Source organism: Neptunomonas japonica JAMM 1380 (assembly GCF_016592555.1).
Classification (GTDB): Bacteria; Pseudomonadota; Gammaproteobacteria; order Pseudomonadales; family Balneatricaceae; genus Neptunomonas; species Neptunomonas japonica_A.
This window is the reverse complement of record NZ_AP014546.1, coordinates 1-19,742: the sequence shown is the minus strand read 5'-3', so window position 1 is coordinate 19,742 and position 19,742 is coordinate 1. Positions and strand designations below refer to the sequence as shown.

The following is a 19,742-nucleotide window of genomic DNA, read 5'->3' as shown; positions in this document are numbered from 1 at the left end:
TTAGCGCTTCCGATAGGGCCTTAATACGCCGTCAGGCTGATGATCGAAGCGTTTATACTCCCACTGATATTGCTCAGGAAGCGCTCTAACGCAGCGCTCTACTGAGCGATTCATCCCCTCAATTGCGACAGACAGATCTTTCTCATAGATAGACGGGTCTGCCTCTATGAAATGAAGATTAAAACCTTCTCCATTTCCCAAACGCTCGGCATAACCACAGATAACTTTAGCCCCTGTTTGTTTAGCGAGTTGCGGTAGCAGCTTCATAGTGTATGCAGAATTCCCAAAAAACGAAGCGTACTCACCACCGATAGCCGGTTCTTGATCAGGTAATATTCCAACCATTTCGCCTCGCTTAAGTGCCTTCATAACAATCCTGACACCTGAAGCATCAGCTGCAGCAAGCTTTGTACCTAGGCGTGCACGCATCTTTTTAATCATATCGTCCATCAATTTTAGTTTGGGGGGACGATACATAGCCGTAAAAGTATAACGACCAGACAAATATAAATTAAGAATTTCCCAGTTACCCAGATGAGGAGCAATTAGAATAACGCCCTTACCATGCGACAAGCTCTCTTCAACAAGTGACTCATTATTAACTTGCTTAATAGTTTTAAGAGAGCGTGCGGGAGGCCATAACCAAGACATACCCATCTCTGAAAATGTCTTACCAGTTTCAATAAGGCTGGTAGCAATAAGCTTCTCTTTTTGTTCAGGAGACAATTCAGGAAAGCACAGATCAACATTAATCTTAGTAATACGATACAAGTTTGAGTCATGATTTTTTGATGAGCGCTTACCAATAAAAGCACCTAATGACTGGGCCCACTTTAATGGAAGTAATGACATCAACCCTAATACTAAAATAGCGAGAATCGCTTTTAAGTGCTTCATTGCACGCCCTCAAAACAAAAATGACATTATATATAATCCTATTCAAAAAATTTAATAAAAGAGGAATTCATAATTAATTAGTCCTGATTACTACATGACCTACGCTTACATTTAATAAGAAACCACTGACTTAGATGATTTCAGCCCGACGACCTGTCTTTTGAAAAGGAAAAACAGAGTCAATGGTGTATAATTTAGCGCTAAATTTTTCATTCTATTTCAAAATGGTGGTTTCCGTGACGGACAATGTGACTCCGGATGTAAGTACGTTCCAGGGATTGATCCTGGCACTCCAAACCTATTGGGCTGAACAGGGCTGCGTTATCATCCAGCCTCTGGATATGGAAGTGGGCGCGGGGACATTTCATCCTGCTACATTCTTGCGTGCAATAGGGCCAGAGACATGGCGCTCAGCGTACGTTCAACCAAGCCGTCGTCCAACAGACGGCCGCTATGGTGAGAACCCAAACCGCCTGCAACATTATTATCAATTCCAAGTTGCACTGAAACCTTCACCAGATAATATTCAAGAGCTGTATTTGGAATCGCTGCAACGTGTTGGTGTTGATCCACTGATTCACGATGTGCGCTTTGTGGAAGATAACTGGGAATCACCAACATTAGGTGCGTGGGGTTTAGGCTGGGAAATCTGGCTTAACGGAATGGAAGTATCGCAATTCACATACTTTCAACAAGCCGGCGGACTAGAGTGTTATCCCGTTACAGGTGAAATCACTTATGGCCTTGAACGTATTGCCATGTATTTGCAAAACGTCGATAGCGTTTATGATCTCATTTGGGCAAAAAGCCCAGACGGCAGCGTGGTGACCTATGGCGATGTTTTCCACCAAAACGAAGTAGAGCAATCTACCTACAACTTTGAACACGCCGATGTTCCAAAGCTTTTTGAGAATTTTGATCACTACGAAGCAGAATGTAACAAGCTTCTTGAAGTCAATTTACCACTACCAGCTTACGAGCAAGTTCTAAAAGCTTCTCATACATTTAACCTGCTTGATGCTCGTCATGCCATTTCAGTGACAGAACGACAGCGTTATATATTACGCGTTAGAACTTTAGCCCGCGGAGTTGCACAAGGCTACTATAACACGCGTAAAGAACTTGGTTTCCCGTTAGCGCCTGAAGCATTGCGCAACGAAATATTAGCCGCTCATCAGGAGGATAAGTAATGACAGCTCGTGATTTCCTGGTAGAACTCGGTACTGAAGAGTTGCCACCGAAGGCCCTCAAAAACCTGTCTAATGCCTTTACCAAAGGTATTACTGATGCCCTGACTAAAGCTAACATTAGCTTTGGAGAAGTCAGTTCATTTGCTGCTCCGCGCCGCTTAGCCGTTAAAATTTCTGCATTGAGCAGCCAACAACCAGATACCGCTGTTGAGAAACGAGGCCCATCTTGTAAAGCACCTCAGCAAGCCATAGATGGTTTTGCTCGCTCTTGTGGTATTGAGGCTAGCGAGCTTGAGGTTCTTGAGACTAACAAAGGTGATTACTTTGTATTTCGCGCAACAGAAAAGGGTAGCGAAACCATTTCGTTGTTGCCTAGCTTTATACAAGATTCAATTAATGCACTACCCATTCCAAAGCGTATGCGTTGGGGTGCGAGCCGCATTGAGTTCGTAAGACCATCTAAATGGTTAGTAATACTATTTGGAGATGAAGTAGTTCCAGCTGAAATTCTGGGTGTGACTTCAGGACGTAAAACACGCGGCCATCGCTTCCATTACAACCAAGAAATTGAGTTGATGGCAGCCTCCGAGTATGAAGAAAAACTACTATCACCAGGCTATGTCATTACTGATTTTGCAAAACGACGCGCTAAAATTGAAGCGCAGATCATTAAAGCAGGCAGTGATATTGGTGGAACAGCAGAAATCGACCCTGAACTGCTTGATGAAGTTACGGCCCTCAACGAGTGGCCAGTCGCACTCACAGGCCGCTTTGAAGAGCGCTTTCTTGATGTTCCTCCTGAAGCACTCATTCTATCCATGAAAGAAAACCAGAAGTACTTTCATGCAGTAGACAGTGAAGGCAGCCTGATGCCTTACTTCATTACGATTGCTAACATTGAGTCTAAAGACCCACAACAGGTAATCGCAGGTAACGAAAAAGTTATTCGTCCTCGCTTAGCTGATGCTGCATTCTTCTTTGAAACAGATAAGAAGACTACACTTGAGTCACGTGTGGAAAAGCTATCTAGCGTAGTTTTTCAAAACCAATTAGGCACTGTACTTGATAAAGCAAAGCGCATTTCTGAGCTGGCAGGCTATATAGCAGAGCTTCTGAACACTGATGTAGATAATGCTAAAAGAGCAGGGTACCTTTCAAAAGGTGACTTACTTAGTGATATGGTATTTGAATTCACAGACCTCCAAGGCCTCATGGGTTATCACTACGCATTGAATGATGGTGAAGCTAACGAAGTGGCTACAGCTATCAACGAGCAATATCTTCCAAAATTTGCTGGGGACGAACTACCTGCAAGCAATGCCGGTATTGCTGTTGCTTTGGCGGATCGTTTAGATACATTGACTGGTTTGTTTGGTATCAAGCAGCCACCTACAGGCTCTAAAGATCCATTCGCACTGCGTCGCGCATCACTAGGTATCCTTCGCATTATCATTGAACGTGAATTAAACCTCGACCTAACAGATGTGGTGGCTAAGGCAGTGTCTTTACATAAAGATTTACCCGCTGCAGATACTGCAACGAAGCAGGTAACGGACTTTATGCTAGAACGCTTACGCGCATGGTATGAAGACAAAGGGGTTTCTATTGATAGCTACCTTGCCGTTGTTGCTGTTCGTCCAACACAACCTTTAGACTTTGATAAGCGTGTTAACGCTGTAAATAGCTTTAAGGCATTGCCACAAGCCGCATCACTGGCTGCTGCGAATAAACGTGTTTCTAACATTCTTGCAAAAAATGAAGCCAGCGAATCTGCGTCTGTCGAATCGTCTCTGCTTACTCAAGCCGAAGAGGTCTCGCTAAACAACAGTGTTGATGCATTGCAAAATCGTATACAGCCACTATTTGAAGCGGGTAACTATACTCAGGCACTTGCTGAGCTAGCTACACTTCAGACTGATGTTGATGCGTTCTTCGATGCTGTAATGGTTATGGATGAAGATATTAATGTTCGTAATAATCGCATAGCGATTCTTGCCAAGCTTCGTGCTTTGTTCTTACGTACTGCAGATATTTCATTACTGAACAGCTAAACAATACCTAGTTTACTGTATATAAAAAAACCGGCTTAGGCCGGTTTTTTATTGTCTGCTATTACAGTGTTTCACGTGAAACATTAGGCTTAAGCACTATTATTTAAAAAACCAAGACTAGGTAAACGAACACCCAGTATTAAACCATTGCCTAACAAAACCAATAATAAGCCAACCACGCTGCCAAGGCTCCACACATAGCCTTCAAAAACGGTCGAAAGACTAAGCGCGACAACAGGAAACATGACAGTCGCATAGGCTGCTTTGTTAGCGCCTATACGGCCAACTAAAGACAAGTAAGCAGTAAAGCCTACAACCGTCCCAATCATAGCCAAATACAGCAGACTCCAGACATAACGAGAACTCGAATCCCATATCAAAGGCGTACCAGTAATCCATATCAAGCCGGCAAGAAAGAGTGCACCATAGATCATTGCATAACCATTACTTGTTAACGGCTTCAGTCCTCGCTTGCTGTGCCTCAAGGAAATCATATTTCCTAATGAGAAAAGGTAGGTACCCAATAGCCCCAAACCAATTCCTTTCAAATCAGATACGTCAAAACCACTATGGCTAAGCTCAGGCCAAAACATTAAGCAAAGTCCAAACACGCCTAAAATGCCTGCGAAAAAAACTTCAGAAGAGGGGCGTTCTCCCCAAAAAAAACGACTATTCATTGCATTAAACAAGGTGGCAGCAGAGAAAATAACTGACAACAGCCCACTCGCAATAGTATGACTTGCTATGTAAAAACAGACGAAGTTCATTGAGAACAAACATACACCTTGCAGCAGCATAAAGCCGTGATCCGCTCGCGTTGTGGTTTGTACACGTCGGAGCAAGTAGAGCAACGGCAGCAGCACTACACCCGCAATAGCAAAGCGATAAAATACTGACGCGAGTACCGGCACATCACCTGCCTGCCAATGGATAGCTATCCACGTCGAACCCCAAATTAGTACCGTGTTTAAATATAAAAATGCATTCATGGCTTTCTCCTAAGACCTGGCATGCTAAAACTTATACCTAAGAGCAGATATCACGATCTTGCTATTTTGTTCTTATCTTGCGGTTAGCTGACAGGAACGCCTCAATTAGCAAATACTCTGACAAACACTGGTGATAGACTAAAACCATGACGCAGATAATAACCGCACGAGAACATAGCCCCTATAAGCAGCCATCCAGAAGGGTGGATGACACACTAGCAGCTTCGAATGCTATACAGCGTAATATCTGCAACCTACCTGGGGGTCTTAGTTTTGCTCACTGGGCTAACGACTGGGATCGTGTGACCTACCAAAACCTTAATCATCATACACTCAGTATTTACCTGCAAGGTGGTGGCTCGCAGGTGCGCCGATGCGACCTTCCACAACTTAGAGGAGAGCCAGGTAGTGTTTGCCTTTTCCCGGTTGGACATGACTCAAAATGGGAAATTGAAAGTCATCTCGAGTTCATACACCTGTACTTCAGCGACGATGCTCTTCGCAAGCTCGCCATCACTGCTTTCGACTTAGATCCACGCTGTATAGAGTTGCCCGATTTAACCTATGTAAATGATCCGCAGCTAGTACAAATACTGCATAACGAAGTGCTGTCACTGCACTGGAAAGACAGTAGTGACTTCCTAGCGTTGCAGCAGGGTAGCGAAGCAATAATGCTGCACTTACTCAAACAACACATGCGCCTAGGCACTGCGCCTAAGTTATTTCGTGGGGGCTTAACAACAGCTGTGCGTAATCGTATCGTTGAATATATTCACAGCAGATTAGGAGAGGCTGTATCATTAGAAGAACTTGCTGGCGTAGCACAACTCAGCCCCTTTCATTTTAATAGAATGTTCCGAATGAGCATGGCATGCACTCCCCACCAGTACCTTACCCAGCGAAGAGTTGAGCATGCTAAAGAGCTACTGATCCGTTCGCAGCATGAAGAGGAGCTGACATCCTTAAGCGGTATAGGGCTACAATGTGGCTTCAGTAACCAAAGCCATTTTGGTCGTACCTTCAAGCAGTATGTTGGTATAACCCCCGCTCAATATCGCAAACTAGTACGCGAGTGACTCATAGTAATACCAGTAGAAAAAACACCTTAACAAGCGAAACTCTCCATCTTAGGGTTTTATGAATTCACCGAGCAAGCCTGTCACTTAGAAGAGAGCTTACCACTTTTAGTAATGAGGCTCGGTTACGGTTAGAGAGGTGTGCAATAGCCCACTATCGGATTTGGGCTCTTCTGTACAAGCACATTTGGGAAAGGGTAATAACAACTTAGTTAGTGCTTATAGCATAACAGTTGCACTGGCAGGTTTAGTCGCTCCAGCTGAATCAACTGAAGCTCAACTATAATATTGTGATAGTGCATAAGAGAGGCAAGCCCTCCCTTAAACATTCTCCTTAGCACATAAAAAATAATACATTTCTACTGGCATGTATTATTAGCCAAATAGCGTTCCGCGCCACGATATTAGGGTAATTCACTTATTGATACAGCTAACAGGCTATAGTCTCGTTCTAACTTTAATATTGTTAAGTAGAATACGAAACCATGGAGCCGTGTTTATGTTTCAAACTAATTGTTCTAGCGCTGTGGAAGTAACAATTTTTTCTAATTGCGGTAATTCTGCTAGCTGTTGGCGGACCTGAGTCAAACGCTCCATTGATCGTGCCTCTACAAACACCAATACATCCGTTGTTCCGCTCAACGCGTGTGCTTGGCGGACTTCTACAATCGCTTTTATCTCCTTCTTAACTGTCGGGAGATCAAAAGGCCTAAACGTCAGCTCAAAATAAGCACATACGCTTTGCTGCTCTTGCGTATCTCCTCTCTCAATCGTGTAACGACAGATCACTCCTTGGCTCTCAAGCTTACGAATACGGTCATTAACCGCTGTACGTGATAGGCCAATAGCTTCACCTATTGCAGCCAATGGCTGCCGAGCATTTTTTGCAAGAAGATCAAGGATGGCGCTGTCAAATTTATCCATTACAGCTCTCTCATTACTTTCATGTTTTCACAAACGAACAGCACAAATCATCTCGACTGATAAATTGCTTCTATTCACGGCATTTTTACTGAAATAACGTCACTTTAACAGCAAATTCGGCGTATTTGGCAGCAGTACTCAAAGGCCTATTTTCGTAATCTTATAAATACATCGACAACGTCTTTTACCATCATATAGGTCTTCATAATGACACCGCCACTCACTGAACATATTATCTATACTAAAGGCCAGCTGCACATCGAAGCATGTAGTATCGAGTCGATTGCGGCAAAGGTTAATACACCTTTTTATTGCTACTCTAAAGCCCAACTCTTATCCAATATCCATCGCTGCCAAACAGCGTTCCAGCCCCATAGTATTGATATCCACTATGCGATGAAAGCTAACAGCAATCTAAGTATTTTAAGGCTAATAGCCGACCAAGGGTTAGGCGTTGACCTCGTATCTAGCGGAGAACTACTGCGTGCTCAAGCTGCCGGTATACCTGAGAAATCAATGATATTTTCTGGGGTAGGTAAAACGGCAGCCGAATTCACGTTGGCTATTCATGCAGGTGTTGGTCAGTTCAATGTTGAGTCAGTAGAGGAGCTGGAAATGCTCGCTACGTTGGCAACACAACATGCGAGACCAATTAACGCGGCACTTCGGGTTAATCCTGATGTAGCAGTCGATACTCATAAAAACATAACCACAGGTAGCAAAGGGAATAAATTCGGCATCACAATAGAACAGGCCTTATCTCTCTATCAGCGCTATGCAGACCACCCTTGGATAAAGTTAAATGGGTTAGCAATGCATATAGGCTCACAAATCCAAAGCGTTGCTCCTTACTCCCAAGCAATTGATAAGTTGATGGCTCTGACAGCAAAACTTGAAGAAGCGGGCTTTTCTATTAACAGCCTTGATCTAGGAGGGGGATTCGGCGTCGATTATGGAGATGGAGCACACTTAGATTTATCATCAGTTGCGCAAGATATAGCGCGCTCTACAGCCGGCTTTAAAGGCCGTATTATCGTTGAACCAGGGCGCTCTTTAGTCGCCAATGCGGGTGTGTTGGTTTCACGTATAACCTACATCAAAGAAGCACAGCCCAACCCATTCCTAATTCTTGATGCAGCTATGAACGATTTAATGCGGCCGGCACTCTACCAAGCATCGCATCCGATTGTATCAACCGACACTAATAACGACTCTGCAATGCGTCACTATGACATTGTCGGCCCTATTTGCGAAAGCACTGATACCTTTACGCGAAACTACCCACTAAGTAAATCACTGAAAGCAGGAGAGCTCGTTGCTTTTCTCTGCACGGGTGCTTATGGGGCTGTGATGAGTTCGGCTTATAACAGCCGAAGTATTCTACCGGAGCTACTGGTTAGCGGTACTGAAATGCAGGTTATTCGTAAAGAGATCACGCAAGCCCAACTCATAGAATATGAGCAGTAAGGTTACATCACTCTTAATAAACAAGCAGCCGCCGGGCTGCTTTTACTTATACTTTTCCTGCATCTGCGAGAGCATGCTCTCTCTTTCATAAGCTGTTATATACTCAAAAAATGTATGTGCAACGACAGACAGCTTTTTAACCTGTAAGTTTGCAAGATACCACTTAGTTGTAATAGGTAATTGCTGTACGTCCAGCACAACCAAGCCGCCACTACCGCCAAACGCAAGCGTATGGCTGGAGAGAATAGAAACACCGAGGCCAGACATCACCGCATGCTTGATGGCTTCATTGCTTTCTATGGTCATCCTCACATTTGGTATAATCCCATGCTGTGAAAAGTGCTGCTCTATTGCATGGCGAGTTCCAGACCCTGCCTCGCGGATCAAAAACGGCTGATCAGCAAAAATTTCTAACGGAATACTTTTTTCATTAGCAAGCGGATGATTCTTTTGAGCAATCGCTACCAAAGGGTTCGGTAAAAATTCATGCAAATGCAGCGTAGAACTTTCAGGTGGGTGATTGAAAACATAGAAGTCATCCTCACCTGTCGCTAACCGATCCATGATCTGCTGACGGTTACCAACTTTAAAATTTATATCAATATCAGGATAGAGCTTTAAAAACTCCCCCAATAGGTGCGGTATAAAATATTTTGCAGTAGTAACAACCGCCAAACGCAATGTGCCCGCCTTCAACCCTTGAATATCGGATAGCTTCATTTCGAGCCGCTCGATCCCATTTAAAACATCACGAGCACTGTTGATAACTTCTAAGCCAGCCTGTGTAAATACTAGCTTACGCCCTACATGATTGTAGATAGGTACTCCTACCGCATCAGACAGTTTTTTAAGCTGCATAGACACTGTCGGTTGCGTTAAGAACAACTTTTTCGAAGCAGCGGTGATTGATCCCGTCTGGTAGACAGCCAGTAAAATCTCTAATTGCCGGAATGTTCCAATCCGGGAGTGTAACTTAGCCATAAAAAGCGACCCAAAACATAGATTATTATCTATTTATAACATAGTTAATATCAATTTCTATCTATATAAAAAGCACCACATAATAATTCTATCGCTCTTTCTAGCATTCCAGTTTTTCAAGTTGAGAGAAAAGCAGTCAACGATAATGTCAGTAATCTCGTCATTTAACACCTGAGGTGAAATAATGAAAAAATTTGCACACATCTTCACAATATTGGCTTGTTTGTTTTCCCCAGCTTTACTTGCAGAAAATATACAAAATGATGATATAGATAGTAGCTATGTTGCCGGTTTTTTAGCTGGGGCGCAGTTGACCGACCGTGTAATTATTAAACGGTTTAATACTTATATTAAAAACGATGAGCCATCAGACTTTTTCAAAAGGGCATTCAAAACTCGTGTAGGTGAGCGCCAAGCCGCTGTACCAGCCACATACTATGCCGGTTTTTGTATCCCAAAAGAAACTTCAGAAAAAACGGTAATAAGCGCTATTATTAAAGAAGTTAAAAGCGCGAATAGTAGCAAAGACTTACAAAAAGCCAGCTCTGTTTATCTGGCTTTACGAAATCTTTATCCTTGCCAGCAGTCATAAGTGCTAATTGGCAATAAATAGGTGAAATCTTGCGCGAAATAATTAAACATACGTCTTTTGTGAGTTTTATACAGTTTGAGCTAAATCTCAGAGGGAGATCATAATGAAGCGCAAGCGCAGGCTTTTAGGGAAAGAATACATAGCGCCTTGGGAGCGAGCATTTGACAAGGTGCTCTCACCCATAGATGAATTTATTCACAGACAAACGACCAGTGGTGTTTTGCTGATGCTTTGTGCTGTTATCGCTCTGTTCATTGCCAACAGTTCGATGGCTCATCACTATCATGACTTTTTTATGCTCTATTTCACTATTGGGCTAGAAAATTTCCAGCTATCAAAATCACTGCACCACTGGATCAATGACGGCCTCATGGCCATATTTTTTCTTGTAGTAGGACTGGAGTTAAAACGTGAGCTTCTAGTGGGCGAGCTTGCCAATGTGAAACAGGCATTGCTACCAATTATTGCTGCTGTTGGCGGAATGCTAGTTCCCGCTTTGATTTATATATCCATCAACCCAAGCGGCCATACCCTCGATGGATGGGGCATCCCAATGGCCACGGATATAGCATTTGCGTTAGGAGCCTTAGCGTTATTAGGCAATAGAGTTCCGCAAAGTCTTCTGATGTTTCTTGTCGCTCTAGCTATTGTTGATGACTTGGGTGCGGTAATAGTCATTGCGCTTTTTTATACCGAAAGCCTCAACATAACAGCACTAATGTTGGCTGGGTTCTCAATTTTCATTTTAGTCTGCTTCAACTTAGGAGGCGTGCGCACCTTACTACCTTATATACTCATAGGCATCATCCTGTGGATAGCCATGCTAAAGAGCGGTATTCATGCCACATTAGCAGGGGTTATATTGGCCTTTACTATTCCCATGAAGCCCAAATATGATCCAAAGCGCTTCCTTTCTCAAATTCAGGAAGGTGTAGAGAAAATAAAATCAGCCTTTAAAAAGAATGAAAATATACTCGTTAATGATGCTCTACGCTCACGTGTCCGAGCGCTTGGTAATGGTGTTAATCTAGTACAAGCACCAGCTCAAACCCTTGAGCTCAAACTACATCTTTCATCAGCCTATCTCGTCATCCCTATTTTTGCGCTTGCCAATGCAGGCGTACCTATAGACTTTGGCAATATTGGTGGCGTTTTATCTCACCCCGTAGCTATGGGTATAGGCTTAGGCTTAGTATTCGGGAAGCTAATCGGGATCGCTGGCTTCACCTGGGCTGCTGTAAAATTGGGAGTAAGCGAGCTTCCTAAAGGCCTCAATATGAACCATATTATTGGTGTTTCATTTATGGGCGGAATAGGATTCACCATGTCTATTTTTATCGCCGAATTGGGCTTTGTAAACCACCCTCAAGACTTACTGATGGCTAAAACGGGGATTCTATTTGCTTCACTCACCGCAGGCTTAGTCGGATTTACGTGGCTTTATCTAACGTCTAAAAAAACGCACACCGAAGATGAGGGTCAAGAATTAGAGCCTGAAACGCTTCATCATTAGGCCTTGAAGTAACATCTAAGAATAAACAAAAAACCGCTCAATAAGAGCGGTTTTTTTATACGTTATTTGCTAAAACATTCCGCATGAATTTTATTGAAACGCACCCTTGATGCTGGGTGCTTCTCTAGGTGTCTAATCGGCCGTATTGGCCGCGGTACAAACCCACCACCGCAGTTTGGGCATACTCCGTCAAACTTTACATCAGCACAATCATTACAAAAAGTGCACTCAAAGCTGCATATTCTAGCGTTGAGGCTTTCCGGAGGCAGATCAACATCACAGCATTCGCAGTTTGGTTTTAAAATAAGCATTCCTGTTTCCTATTCAGTGACTTGATGTTTAGAATAGCAATTTTATTTTTGGCAAAAATGCCACAATAACCTCATTTACTGCCATGCTATCTCAATACAATAAACAACGGCCTATCATTGCCTTTATAGTGTATCCAAATATCAAGCTACTTGACCTTGCAGGCCCTCTACAGGTCTTTACAGACGCCTTGGATGAGAGAGGTGTTGCGGTATATAAAACCGTTATTTTATCTCTAGACGGCAACTCGATTAATTCTGACACCCCTGTTTCACTGTCCACTGAGCCTATATTGGAGTGGACAGAGCAACATATTGATACTCTAATCGTTGTCGGGGGCTTAGGCGCGAGAATAGCTAGCCAAAACACTGACCTTTTAGCAAGTATCACTGAACTAGCGTCTAAATCAAAAAGAATAGGCTCAATATGCAGCGGCGCCTTTGTATTAGCGGCATGTGGCTTACTCAAAGGCTATCGCGCGGTTACTCATTGGGAATCTTGTGAGGAGCTTGGCGCATCGTACCCCGATATAAAAGTAGAGCCGGAACCCATCTTTATTAACGATCGTAATGTATGGACCTCTGCAGGTGTTACTGCCGGGCTTGATATGGCATTAGCTATGGTCTGCGATGATTTAGGTAGGTCAGCTGCACTCTATTTAGCACGATCATTAGTGACCTACGTTGTTCGACCCGGAGGGCAATCACAATTCAGCGAAGCTTTAAAAGTACAGACTGCGGATGGTAACGGGCGTTTCGATAGTCTTCATCAATGGATGCGCTGTAATCTTGATCAAGACCTTCGTGTTTCAACCTTAGCAAATCAAGCGTTAATGAGTGCTCGAAACTTTGCGCGGCTGTATGTTGCTGAAACAAAGCAAACCCCAGCTAAAGCAGTTGAAGCGATGCGCGTAGAAGCAGCACGTACTATGTTAGAAAATGGGAAGATATCAATAAAAGTTATCGCCAAGCAGTGTGGTTTTGGCAACGAAGAGGGGATGAGACGATCCTTTGTCCGGTTGATAAAAGTAACACCCAGTGACTATGAAAAGCGCTTTAAGGTAAGATACCTTCCTTTTAACGCCGTTGAGTCTTAGCCGACTGACAAATATTGTCAACCAGCTCTATATGAAGCAGAAAGAAAACGAGTATGACAGAAGAATGCCTAATGCTACTGAAAGTAAAAAAGCAGCCAATCGGCTGCTTTTAATATTTAAACTCTAGAGGTTTTTAAAGCTAAACATCCACATTCGTAGCATGTAACGCATTGGATTCTATAAAATTTCGTCTAGGTTCCACTTCATCACCCATCAGTGTCGTAAACAATTGATCAGCTGAAATAGCGTCTTCAATGGTTACCTGTAGCATGCGACGAGCATCAGGGTCCATTGTCGTTTCCCACAGCTGATCTGGGTTCATTTCACCTAATCCTTTGTATCGCTGTATAGAGTTACCACGCTTAGATTGCTCTAGTAGCCAATTGATACCCTCTTTAAAGAAAGTAACAGGGAAAGTTCTCTCGCCTCGTTTAACAAACGAGCCAGGCTCTAGTAGGTCATGTAGCTCAGTCGCTAGCGCTGCAATTGATGCGTATTCACGTGATGAGAAGAAGTCCCTACGAAAAACAAAACTAGTATCTACACCGTGATTGATATGCACAATCTTAGGTAAGTAAACACTATGCTCTTTATCGTACACTAATTCAGACTCATAACGCTCACTGACGCTAGCTTGCTTCTCTAATGCTTCTACCAGCGTTTTTAACCAGCTCTCAACAAGTTCAGAGTTAGTTAGGTCATCAACACTTAGCACTGATTGATAAATCATTTGCGTAAGGGCTGCTGGTGGGTAAAGTTTACACAGACGATCAATGTGCTTCTCTACACCACGGTATTGGTTAATCAGCGCCTCAAGCGCGGCACCAGTAATCGCTGGAGCCCCTTCATGCACATGGAAACTGGCATTATCAAGTGCACCTTGGAGTAAGTAGCTTTCTAGTGCTTCGTCATCTTTTAGGTACTGCTCTTGCTTACCTTTTTTGATCTTATACAAAGGCGGTTGAGCAATATAAATGTAACCACGCTCGATTAATTCTGGCATTTGACGGAAGAAAAAGGTCAACAACAAGGTACGAATGTGTGATCCATCGACGTCGGCATCGGTCATAATAATGACACTGTGGTAGCGCAACTTATCTGGATTGTATTCATCACGGCCAATACCACAACCCAATGCAGTAATCAGCGTGCCCACTTCTACTGAAGAGAGCATCTTGTCAAAACGTGCTTTTTCAACGTTTAGAATTTTACCTTTCAACGGCAAAATAGCTTGTGTACGGCGGTCACGACCTTGCTTAGCCGAACCACCCGCTGAATCACCCTCTACTAGGTAAAGTTCTGAAAGGGCTGGATCTTTTTCTTGGCAGTCTGCTAGCTTGCCTGGCAAACCTGCGATGTCTAGAGCACCTTTACGGCGTGTCATATCACGCGCTTTACGTGCCGCTTCACGTGCTCGTGCCGCTTCAATCATTTTATTAACGATTGATTTAGACTCTTGTGGATTTTCTTGTAAATAATCCGAGAAGTGCAGAGCAAACATTTGCTCTACGGCGGTTTTAACTTCTGAAGAGACCAGTTTGTCTTTGGTCTGTGAAGAAAATTTAGGATCAGGGACTTTCACCGAAATAATAGCGCATAAGCCTTCACGGCTATCATCACCCGAAGTGCTAACCTTACTTCCCTTGTTTAAACCTTCGCTCTCAATATAAGAGTTAAGCGAGCGTGTTAATGCCGCACGAAAACCTGAAAGATGCGTTCCGCCATCACGTTGTGGAATGTTATTCGTGAAACAATGCAGGCTTTCTTGATAGCTATCGTTCCACTGCAAAGCCACTTCAACGCCGACACCATTTTCATGCATACCGGTGAGGTGAACCACTTTATTGACAGCGGTTTTGTTCTGGTTAAGAAATTCTACAAACGAGCTTAAGCCGCCTGTATATTCGAAGATATCCTGGCGAGCACTGCGCTCATCCGTCAGAACAATACGTACGCCTGAGTTAAGGAAAGATAGCTCTCGTAAACGTTTAGCCAAGAGATCAAACTGGTACTCAACATTCGTGAATGTTTCTTCTGACGGCTTAAATCGTACTTCTGTACCGGATTGCTCAGTTTCACCCACAATAGTAAGCGGCGCCTGCGGTACACCATGAACATAAACCTGCTCGTGTACTTTACCATCACGGCGTACTGTTAGTTTCAACTCAGAGGATAGGGCGTTTACAACAGATACACCTACACCGTGCAAACCACCGGATACTTTATAGCTGTTGTCATCAAACTTACCGCCGGCATGCAGAACCGTCATGATGACTTCTGCTGCAGAGACACCTTCTTCATCGTGTATGCCCGTAGGAATACCACGGCCGTTATCTGAAACAGAAACACTTCCATCTGGATGGATGATGACGCTAATCTCGCTACAGTGGCCTGCAAGGGCTTCATCGATTGAGTTATCTACAATCTCGAAAACCATGTGGTGCAGACCGCTTCCATCATCTGTGTCACCTATGTACATCCCAGGGCGTTTACGAACCGCATCCAGCCCTTTAAGGACCTTAATACTGTTGGAATCGTAATTTTGCTCTTCGCCACTCATGGTATTCTCCTGACTCAGTGTGTTTGTACCAATTGGCCTGCTTCAATATTGAAGTAGGCCACTGCTGTATCGGGCTCCCAAAATCGACTTAAGGATTCTGGGTCAACACAGGTGATGAAACATTGATTATTAGTTTGTTCTAAAAATTCACAAAATAAACGGCTATGGTGTTTATCCAATTCAGACGGCAAGTCATCAATCAGATAAACACAGGCTCTATTACTTAAACGATGAAACAGCGCTCCCTGTGCTAGTTTTAGTGCACTGACAACGAGCTTCTTCTGTCCACGGGATAAACGTTCCGCAGCACTAATACCTTCAGATTTAACTTTTAAATCCGCCCGCTGGGGGCCGATACTGGTGAATCCTTGCTTAAGATCTCTGGATAAATTTTCTGCTAACAGTTCATCCAGAGGCCTTTTTTGATCCCATCCAGCAGAAAACTTAAGTGTGATCGATAAGTCACCGACCAACTTTAATAAAATCTCTTCAAAATCTGGTTTTAACTGCTCAATATAGTGTTCACGCATGCTAGTTAACTGCTCAGCATACTGAATAAATTCCTGATCCCATACTTGCCGCAAAACAGGATCAATTTTACCACACTTCAGCAAAGAATTACGCTGTTGTAATACACGTTTAAAAGCACGCCACAGTTGAATAAACACGGGCTCTGAATGAAACACTCCCCAATCTATAAACTGACGTCTTGTTCCCGGACTACCTTCCAGTAACTCAAAGGTATCGGTATTAATCAATTGAAGCGGAACAAGGGAGGCAAGCTCAGATAAATCAATGCTATTGCCGTTAAAACGTATGGCAACATCACCATCTAAACCACGGCTAACACCCAATGGTTTTAGCTGACCATTCCCCGCGGCATCTATTTTCGAAAAGACCAGCGACTCTCTCTCTGAAGAAGTGACCAAATAACGAAACTGATTCGTTCGAAAAGAGCGCGTGAGACCAAGAAAGTGCACAGATTCAAGCAGAGTGGTTTTACCACTGCCGTTAGCACCATAAATGATATTTATACGCTCTGAAGGCTCAAAAGATACGGCATCGATATTACGTATCTTCTTAACAGAAAGGGATCTGATTGGCATAAAGTGTAGCGTGAAGCCGAAACCGACTCCACACAAGTCATCCTATCTTACATTCTCATCGGCATGACAACGTAGAGGTTACCCTCTTCATCATAGCCTTCGATTAATGCACTGCTATTAGAATCAGACAGGGTAAAACGAACCACATCAGAATTTAGGATAGATAGCGCGTCAAGCAAGTAATTAACATTGAAGCCGATCTCAAGAGAGTCACCTTCATAATCGATAGCGATAGTTTCTTCTGCTTCCTCTTGCTCTGGGTTATTGGCCATTACTTGCAAGAAGCCACTGGTCAACGTCAAACGAACACCACGGTACTTCTCGTTTGAGAGAATCGCGATACGACTAAACACTTTACGCAAGGCTTGGCGATCACCCAATACGTATTTATCCCCGTTACGAGGAATAACACGCTGGTAGTCTGGGAACTTCCCATCAACTAACTTAGAGGTGAAGATAAAATCACCTACATGAGCACGAATATGATTAGCACCCACGACTAACTTAAGCGGCTCATCGCCATGTTGAAGCAAACGCGCCAATTCTAGAATCCCTTTACGAGGAACAATAATCTGTTGAGCCGTTTGTTGATCCGTTTCAACACTAGCAACGCTCGTTGCCAAACGGTGCCCATCAGTAGCTACCGTACGTAATGAGCCGTCAGCAATCTCCAAGAGCATACCATTTAGGTAGTAACGAACATCCTGTTGAGCCATCGAGAAACCCGTTTGCTCAATCAGGTAACGCAATTGTCCTTGTGACAAAGTCAGGTCAAATGTTTGCGGGCTATCTTCAACATTTGGAAACTCAACAGCTGGCAAGGTAGACAGCGTAAAGCGACTGCGACCAGATTTAATAATCATTTTTTGGCCAGTAAGCGTCATTTCAATCTGTGCATCATCAGAAAGTGATTTACAAATATCCATAAGCTTACGCGCTGGCACGGTGATAGAACCCGGCTCTGCGGGTTCATCAAGCATCACACAACCAACCAGCTCAACTTCAAGATCGGTCCCTGTCATCGACAGTTTATGATCTTCAGCAACCAATAAAATATTGGACAACACTGGAAGTGTCTGACGACGCTCCACCACACCCGCTACCAATTGCAGCGGTTTAATTAGTGCTTCACGTGAAATAACGAATTTCATGGCAATCTACCTTTATTCCGCTCCGGTACTACGCCGTCAGATGACGTAGCAGGTTCTGATAATCTTCTCTAATATCCGGTTCGCTTTCCCGCAACTCTTTGATTTTACGGCAAGCGTGTAACACTGTCGTATGATCGCGACCACCAAAAGCATTCCCAATCTCAGGTAAACTGTGATTAGTGAGTTCTTTAGAGATGCTCATCGCAACCTGACGTGGACGTGCTACCGAGCGGCTTCTGCGCTTAGATAACAAATCGGATATCTTAATTTTATAATACTCCGCGACCACACGCTGAATATTGTCAATACTAACTTGTTTATCCTGTAATGCCAGTAAGTCTTTCAATGATTCTTTAATGAAAGGCGTAGTTATTGCATTACCTGTAAAATGAGCGTTCGCTATGACACGTTTAAGCGCTCCTTCAAGCTCACGAACATTAGAACGAATCTTCTGTGCAAGGAAGAAAGCAGCATCATCTGGCAATACAATTTTTGCCTCAGCCGCTTTCTTCATGACGATAGCGGCGCGTGTTTCTAATTCCGGTGGTTCAACAGCCACTGTTAAGCCCCAGCCAAAACGTGATTTTAAACGTTCTTCAACACCGTTAATCTCTTTAGGGTAACGATCACTAGTCAGAATCATCTGCTGGCCACCTTCAAGCAACGCATTGAAGGTGTGGAAAAATTCTTCTTGGGAGCGCTCTTTGCCTGCAAAAAACTGAATATCATCTATCAACAAGGCATCAACAGAACGGTAGTAACGTTTAAAGTCATTAATGGCGTTTAGCTGCAATGCTTTAACCATATCAGCAACAAAGCGCTCAGAATGCAGATAAACAATATGAGCGTTAGGGTTCTGACGCAGCATCTCCATACCAACAGCATGCATTAAATGGGTTTTACCTAAACCAACACCACCATATATAAAGAGTGGGTTATAAGCACCACCTGGGTTGTCTGCGACTTGTTGTGCGGCGGCTAATGCCAACTGGTTAGATTTACCCTGAACGAAGGACTCAAACGTAAATGCTCTATTCAAGTTTGATTGGTGACGCAAGCCACCCTCAACATTTACATCGATCGTTCTTCCCGGCTCAGAAACACCCACGTCCAACTCAAGCTGCGGAGCTGGTATAACTGCAACAGGAGCAGAGTGAGTGCTTACTTCTTTACGAGGTATTGGTGGTGCTTGCTCATATTCTGTTTGCGCAGGCTCCACATAAGCTGACACGGGTGGCGGCGAAGTAGGGCGAGGCCTTGGAGGCATCCGCCGTCCTTGAGAAGCGCCGGCAGATATCGCTGCAATATCAACACGTACATCAATACTAATATCGCCGGATACATCACTGACAACTTGGCGAATACGAGAGAGGAATTTATCATTAACCCAATCACGAACGAATCGATTGGGAGCAAGAAGAACCACAACAGAATCTTGGCTTTCATCGGCACTTAATGGGCGAATCCAAGTATTATACTGCTGGGCAGGGAACTCACTTTGCAAGCTAGGCAAACAACGTTCCCACAAATCTCCCGACATAAACTCTCCGCAAAAATAATGATTCGCACTGAAAACAGCATAAGTTACTGTTATATAGCCGCTATTCTACAGTGATCCACAGCACTTATCCACACAGCAATGCTAAATATTCATAACTTAAGTAAATATTATAATATGAACACCAACATACAAATAATTGTATGTTTTTTATACTATTTATGACTTACAAACAGCAAATCAACATGATATATAATAACTTATTAACAGGATAACTTGTTGTTATATAATGAAATAATAGCTTATGAACATTTTTATACAATTTTATTTGTTTCCTGACTA

16 protein-coding genes are annotated in these 19,742 nt (G+C 43.4%); 7 read left to right on the top strand and 9 right to left on the bottom strand.

What is annotated here, in order from left to right:
- Complete coding sequence (locus NEJAP_RS00080) at window positions 1–897, bottom strand: lysophospholipid acyltransferase family protein (protein WP_201348718.1); 897 nt, start codon at window positions 895–897, stop codon at window positions 1–3.
- Between the two features lie 224 nt (window positions 898–1,121).
- On the opposite strand from NEJAP_RS00080, the gene glyQ reads away from it, so the two are divergent.
- A complete protein-coding gene (glyQ, locus tag NEJAP_RS00075; protein WP_201350397.1) occupies window positions 1,122–2,087 on the top strand; it encodes a glycine--tRNA ligase subunit alpha in 966 nt (321 codons plus the stop codon).
- Window positions 2,087–4,138 carry a glycine--tRNA ligase subunit beta gene (gene glyS, locus NEJAP_RS00070; RefSeq protein WP_201348717.1) on the top strand — a complete coding sequence of 684 codons (2,052 nt, stop codon included), beginning with the start codon at window positions 2,087–2,089 and terminating at the stop codon, window positions 4,136–4,138. Before glyQ ends, glyS begins: the two co-directional genes overlap by 1 nt.
- An 89-nt stretch (window positions 4,139–4,227) precedes the next feature.
- Here glyS and NEJAP_RS00065 read toward each other — a convergent pair whose 3' ends face one another.
- Window positions 4,228–5,127, bottom strand: coding sequence for a DMT family transporter (locus tag NEJAP_RS00065; protein WP_201348716.1), 900 nt, complete (start codon window positions 5,125–5,127; stop codon window positions 4,228–4,230).
- Window positions 5,128–5,273: 146 nt separating this feature from the next.
- On the opposite strand from NEJAP_RS00065, the gene NEJAP_RS00060 reads away from it, so the two are divergent.
- Window positions 5,274–6,203 (top strand): AraC family transcriptional regulator, encoded by a 930-nt coding sequence (locus NEJAP_RS00060; protein ID WP_201348715.1) that lies wholly within the window; start codon window positions 5,274–5,276, stop codon window positions 6,201–6,203.
- Between the two features lie 504 nt (window positions 6,204–6,707).
- Here NEJAP_RS00060 and NEJAP_RS00055 read toward each other — a convergent pair.
- Entirely contained in the window at window positions 6,708–7,127 is a 420-nt protein-coding gene (locus tag NEJAP_RS00055; RefSeq protein ID WP_201348714.1) for an Lrp/AsnC family transcriptional regulator, read from the bottom strand.
- A gap of 207 nt (window positions 7,128–7,334) precedes the next feature.
- Between NEJAP_RS00055 and lysA the strand changes: the two genes are divergently transcribed.
- A complete protein-coding gene (lysA, locus tag NEJAP_RS00050; protein ID WP_201348713.1) occupies window positions 7,335–8,594 on the top strand; it encodes a diaminopimelate decarboxylase in 1,260 nt (419 codons plus the stop codon).
- A 42-nt stretch (window positions 8,595–8,636) separates the two neighbouring features.
- Here the strand turns inward: lysA and NEJAP_RS00045 are convergent, their stop codons facing one another.
- The gene (locus NEJAP_RS00045) at window positions 8,637–9,575 is read right to left on the bottom strand and encodes a LysR family transcriptional regulator (protein WP_201348712.1); all 939 of its coding nucleotides are present in this window, start codon (window positions 9,573–9,575) and stop codon (window positions 8,637–8,639) included.
- A 184-nt stretch (window positions 9,576–9,759) separates the two neighbouring features.
- Here NEJAP_RS00045 and NEJAP_RS00040 point away from each other — a divergent pair, with 184 nt between their 5' ends.
- Together NEJAP_RS00040 and nhaA are read left to right on the top strand one after the other, a co-directional pair.
- Window positions 9,760–10,167, top strand: a complete 408-nt coding sequence (locus NEJAP_RS00040; protein ID WP_201348711.1) for a Rap1a/Tai family immunity protein — start codon at window positions 9,760–9,762, stop codon at window positions 10,165–10,167.
- A 103-nt stretch (window positions 10,168–10,270) separates the two neighbouring features.
- The gene (gene nhaA / locus NEJAP_RS00035) at window positions 10,271–11,680 is read left to right on the top strand and encodes a Na+/H+ antiporter NhaA (RefSeq protein ID WP_201348710.1); all 1,410 of its coding nucleotides are present in this window, start codon (window positions 10,271–10,273) and stop codon (window positions 11,678–11,680) included.
- A 62-nt stretch (window positions 11,681–11,742) separates the two neighbouring features.
- On the opposite strand, the gene NEJAP_RS00030 is transcribed toward nhaA, so the two are convergent.
- Window positions 11,743–11,991 carry a DUF1272 domain-containing protein gene (locus tag NEJAP_RS00030; protein ID WP_201348709.1) on the bottom strand — a complete coding sequence of 83 codons (249 nt, stop codon included), beginning with the start codon at window positions 11,989–11,991 and terminating at the stop codon, window positions 11,743–11,745.
- Window positions 11,992–12,074: 83 nt separating this feature from the next.
- Here NEJAP_RS00030 and NEJAP_RS00025 point away from each other — a divergent pair, with 83 nt between their 5' ends.
- Window positions 12,075–13,085, top strand: a complete 1,011-nt coding sequence (locus NEJAP_RS00025; RefSeq protein WP_236591004.1) for a GlxA family transcriptional regulator — start codon at window positions 12,075–12,077, stop codon at window positions 13,083–13,085.
- A gap of 139 nt (window positions 13,086–13,224) precedes the next feature.
- Here NEJAP_RS00025 and gyrB read toward each other — a convergent pair whose 3' ends face one another.
- The 4 genes from gyrB to dnaA are packed head-to-tail and all read right to left on the bottom strand — an operon-like array spanning window position 13,225 to window position 19,442.
- The gene (gene gyrB / locus NEJAP_RS00020; protein WP_201348707.1) at window positions 13,225–15,645 is read right to left on the bottom strand and encodes a DNA topoisomerase (ATP-hydrolyzing) subunit B; all 2,421 of its coding nucleotides are present in this window, start codon (window positions 15,643–15,645) and stop codon (window positions 13,225–13,227) included.
- A 14-nt stretch (window positions 15,646–15,659) separates the two neighbouring features.
- Window positions 15,660–16,751 carry a DNA replication/repair protein RecF gene (gene recF, locus NEJAP_RS00015; RefSeq protein WP_201348706.1) on the bottom strand — a complete coding sequence of 364 codons (1,092 nt, stop codon included), beginning with the start codon at window positions 16,749–16,751 and terminating at the stop codon, window positions 15,660–15,662.
- Between the two features lie 47 nt (window positions 16,752–16,798).
- Window positions 16,799–17,902 carry a DNA polymerase III subunit beta gene (dnaN, locus tag NEJAP_RS00010; RefSeq protein ID WP_028468232.1) on the bottom strand — a complete coding sequence of 368 codons (1,104 nt, stop codon included), beginning with the start codon at window positions 17,900–17,902 and terminating at the stop codon, window positions 16,799–16,801.
- 28 nt (window positions 17,903–17,930) lie between these two features.
- On the bottom strand, window positions 17,931–19,442 hold the full coding sequence (dnaA, locus tag NEJAP_RS00005; protein WP_201348705.1) for a chromosomal replication initiator protein DnaA: 1,512 nt from the start codon (window positions 19,440–19,442) through the stop codon (window positions 17,931–17,933).
- Window positions 19,443–19,742 lie beyond the last annotated feature (300 nt).

What these genes read in the sequence shown, in the direction of transcription:
- NEJAP_RS00080 (WP_201348718.1), bottom strand. Translation starts at nt 897, where the DNA reads ATGAAGCACTTAAAAGCGATTCTCGCTATTTTAGTATTAGGGTTGATG.
- glyQ (WP_201350397.1), top strand. Translation starts at nt 1,122, where the DNA reads ATGGTGGTTTCCGTGACGGACAATGTGACTCCGGATGTAAGTACGTTC.
- glyS (WP_201348717.1), top strand. Translation starts at nt 2,087, where the DNA reads ATGACAGCTCGTGATTTCCTGGTAGAACTCGGTACTGAAGAGTTGCCA.
- NEJAP_RS00065 (WP_201348716.1), bottom strand. Translation starts at nt 5,127, where the DNA reads ATGAATGCATTTTTATATTTAAACACGGTACTAATTTGGGGTTCGACG.
- NEJAP_RS00060 (WP_201348715.1), top strand. Translation starts at nt 5,274, where the DNA reads ATGACGCAGATAATAACCGCACGAGAACATAGCCCCTATAAGCAGCCA.
- NEJAP_RS00055 (WP_201348714.1), bottom strand. Translation starts at nt 7,127, where the DNA reads ATGGATAAATTTGACAGCGCCATCCTTGATCTTCTTGCAAAAAATGCT.
- lysA (WP_201348713.1), top strand. Translation starts at nt 7,335, where the DNA reads ATGACACCGCCACTCACTGAACATATTATCTATACTAAAGGCCAGCTG.
- NEJAP_RS00045 (WP_201348712.1), bottom strand. Translation starts at nt 9,575, where the DNA reads ATGGCTAAGTTACACTCCCGGATTGGAACATTCCGGCAATTAGAGATT.
- NEJAP_RS00040 (WP_201348711.1), top strand. Translation starts at nt 9,760, where the DNA reads ATGAAAAAATTTGCACACATCTTCACAATATTGGCTTGTTTGTTTTCC.
- nhaA (WP_201348710.1), top strand. Translation starts at nt 10,271, where the DNA reads ATGAAGCGCAAGCGCAGGCTTTTAGGGAAAGAATACATAGCGCCTTGG.
- NEJAP_RS00030 (WP_201348709.1), bottom strand. Translation starts at nt 11,991, where the DNA reads ATGCTTATTTTAAAACCAAACTGCGAATGCTGTGATGTTGATCTGCCT.
- NEJAP_RS00025 (WP_236591004.1), top strand. Translation starts at nt 12,075, where the DNA reads ATGCTATCTCAATACAATAAACAACGGCCTATCATTGCCTTTATAGTG.
- gyrB (WP_201348707.1), bottom strand. Translation starts at nt 15,645, where the DNA reads ATGAGTGGCGAAGAGCAAAATTACGATTCCAACAGTATTAAGGTCCTT.
- recF (WP_201348706.1), bottom strand. Translation starts at nt 16,751, where the DNA reads ATGCCAATCAGATCCCTTTCTGTTAAGAAGATACGTAATATCGATGCC.
- dnaN (WP_028468232.1), bottom strand. Translation starts at nt 17,902, where the DNA reads ATGAAATTCGTTATTTCACGTGAAGCACTAATTAAACCGCTGCAATTG.
- dnaA (WP_201348705.1), bottom strand. Translation starts at nt 19,442, where the DNA reads ATGTCGGGAGATTTGTGGGAACGTTGTTTGCCTAGCTTGCAAAGTGAG.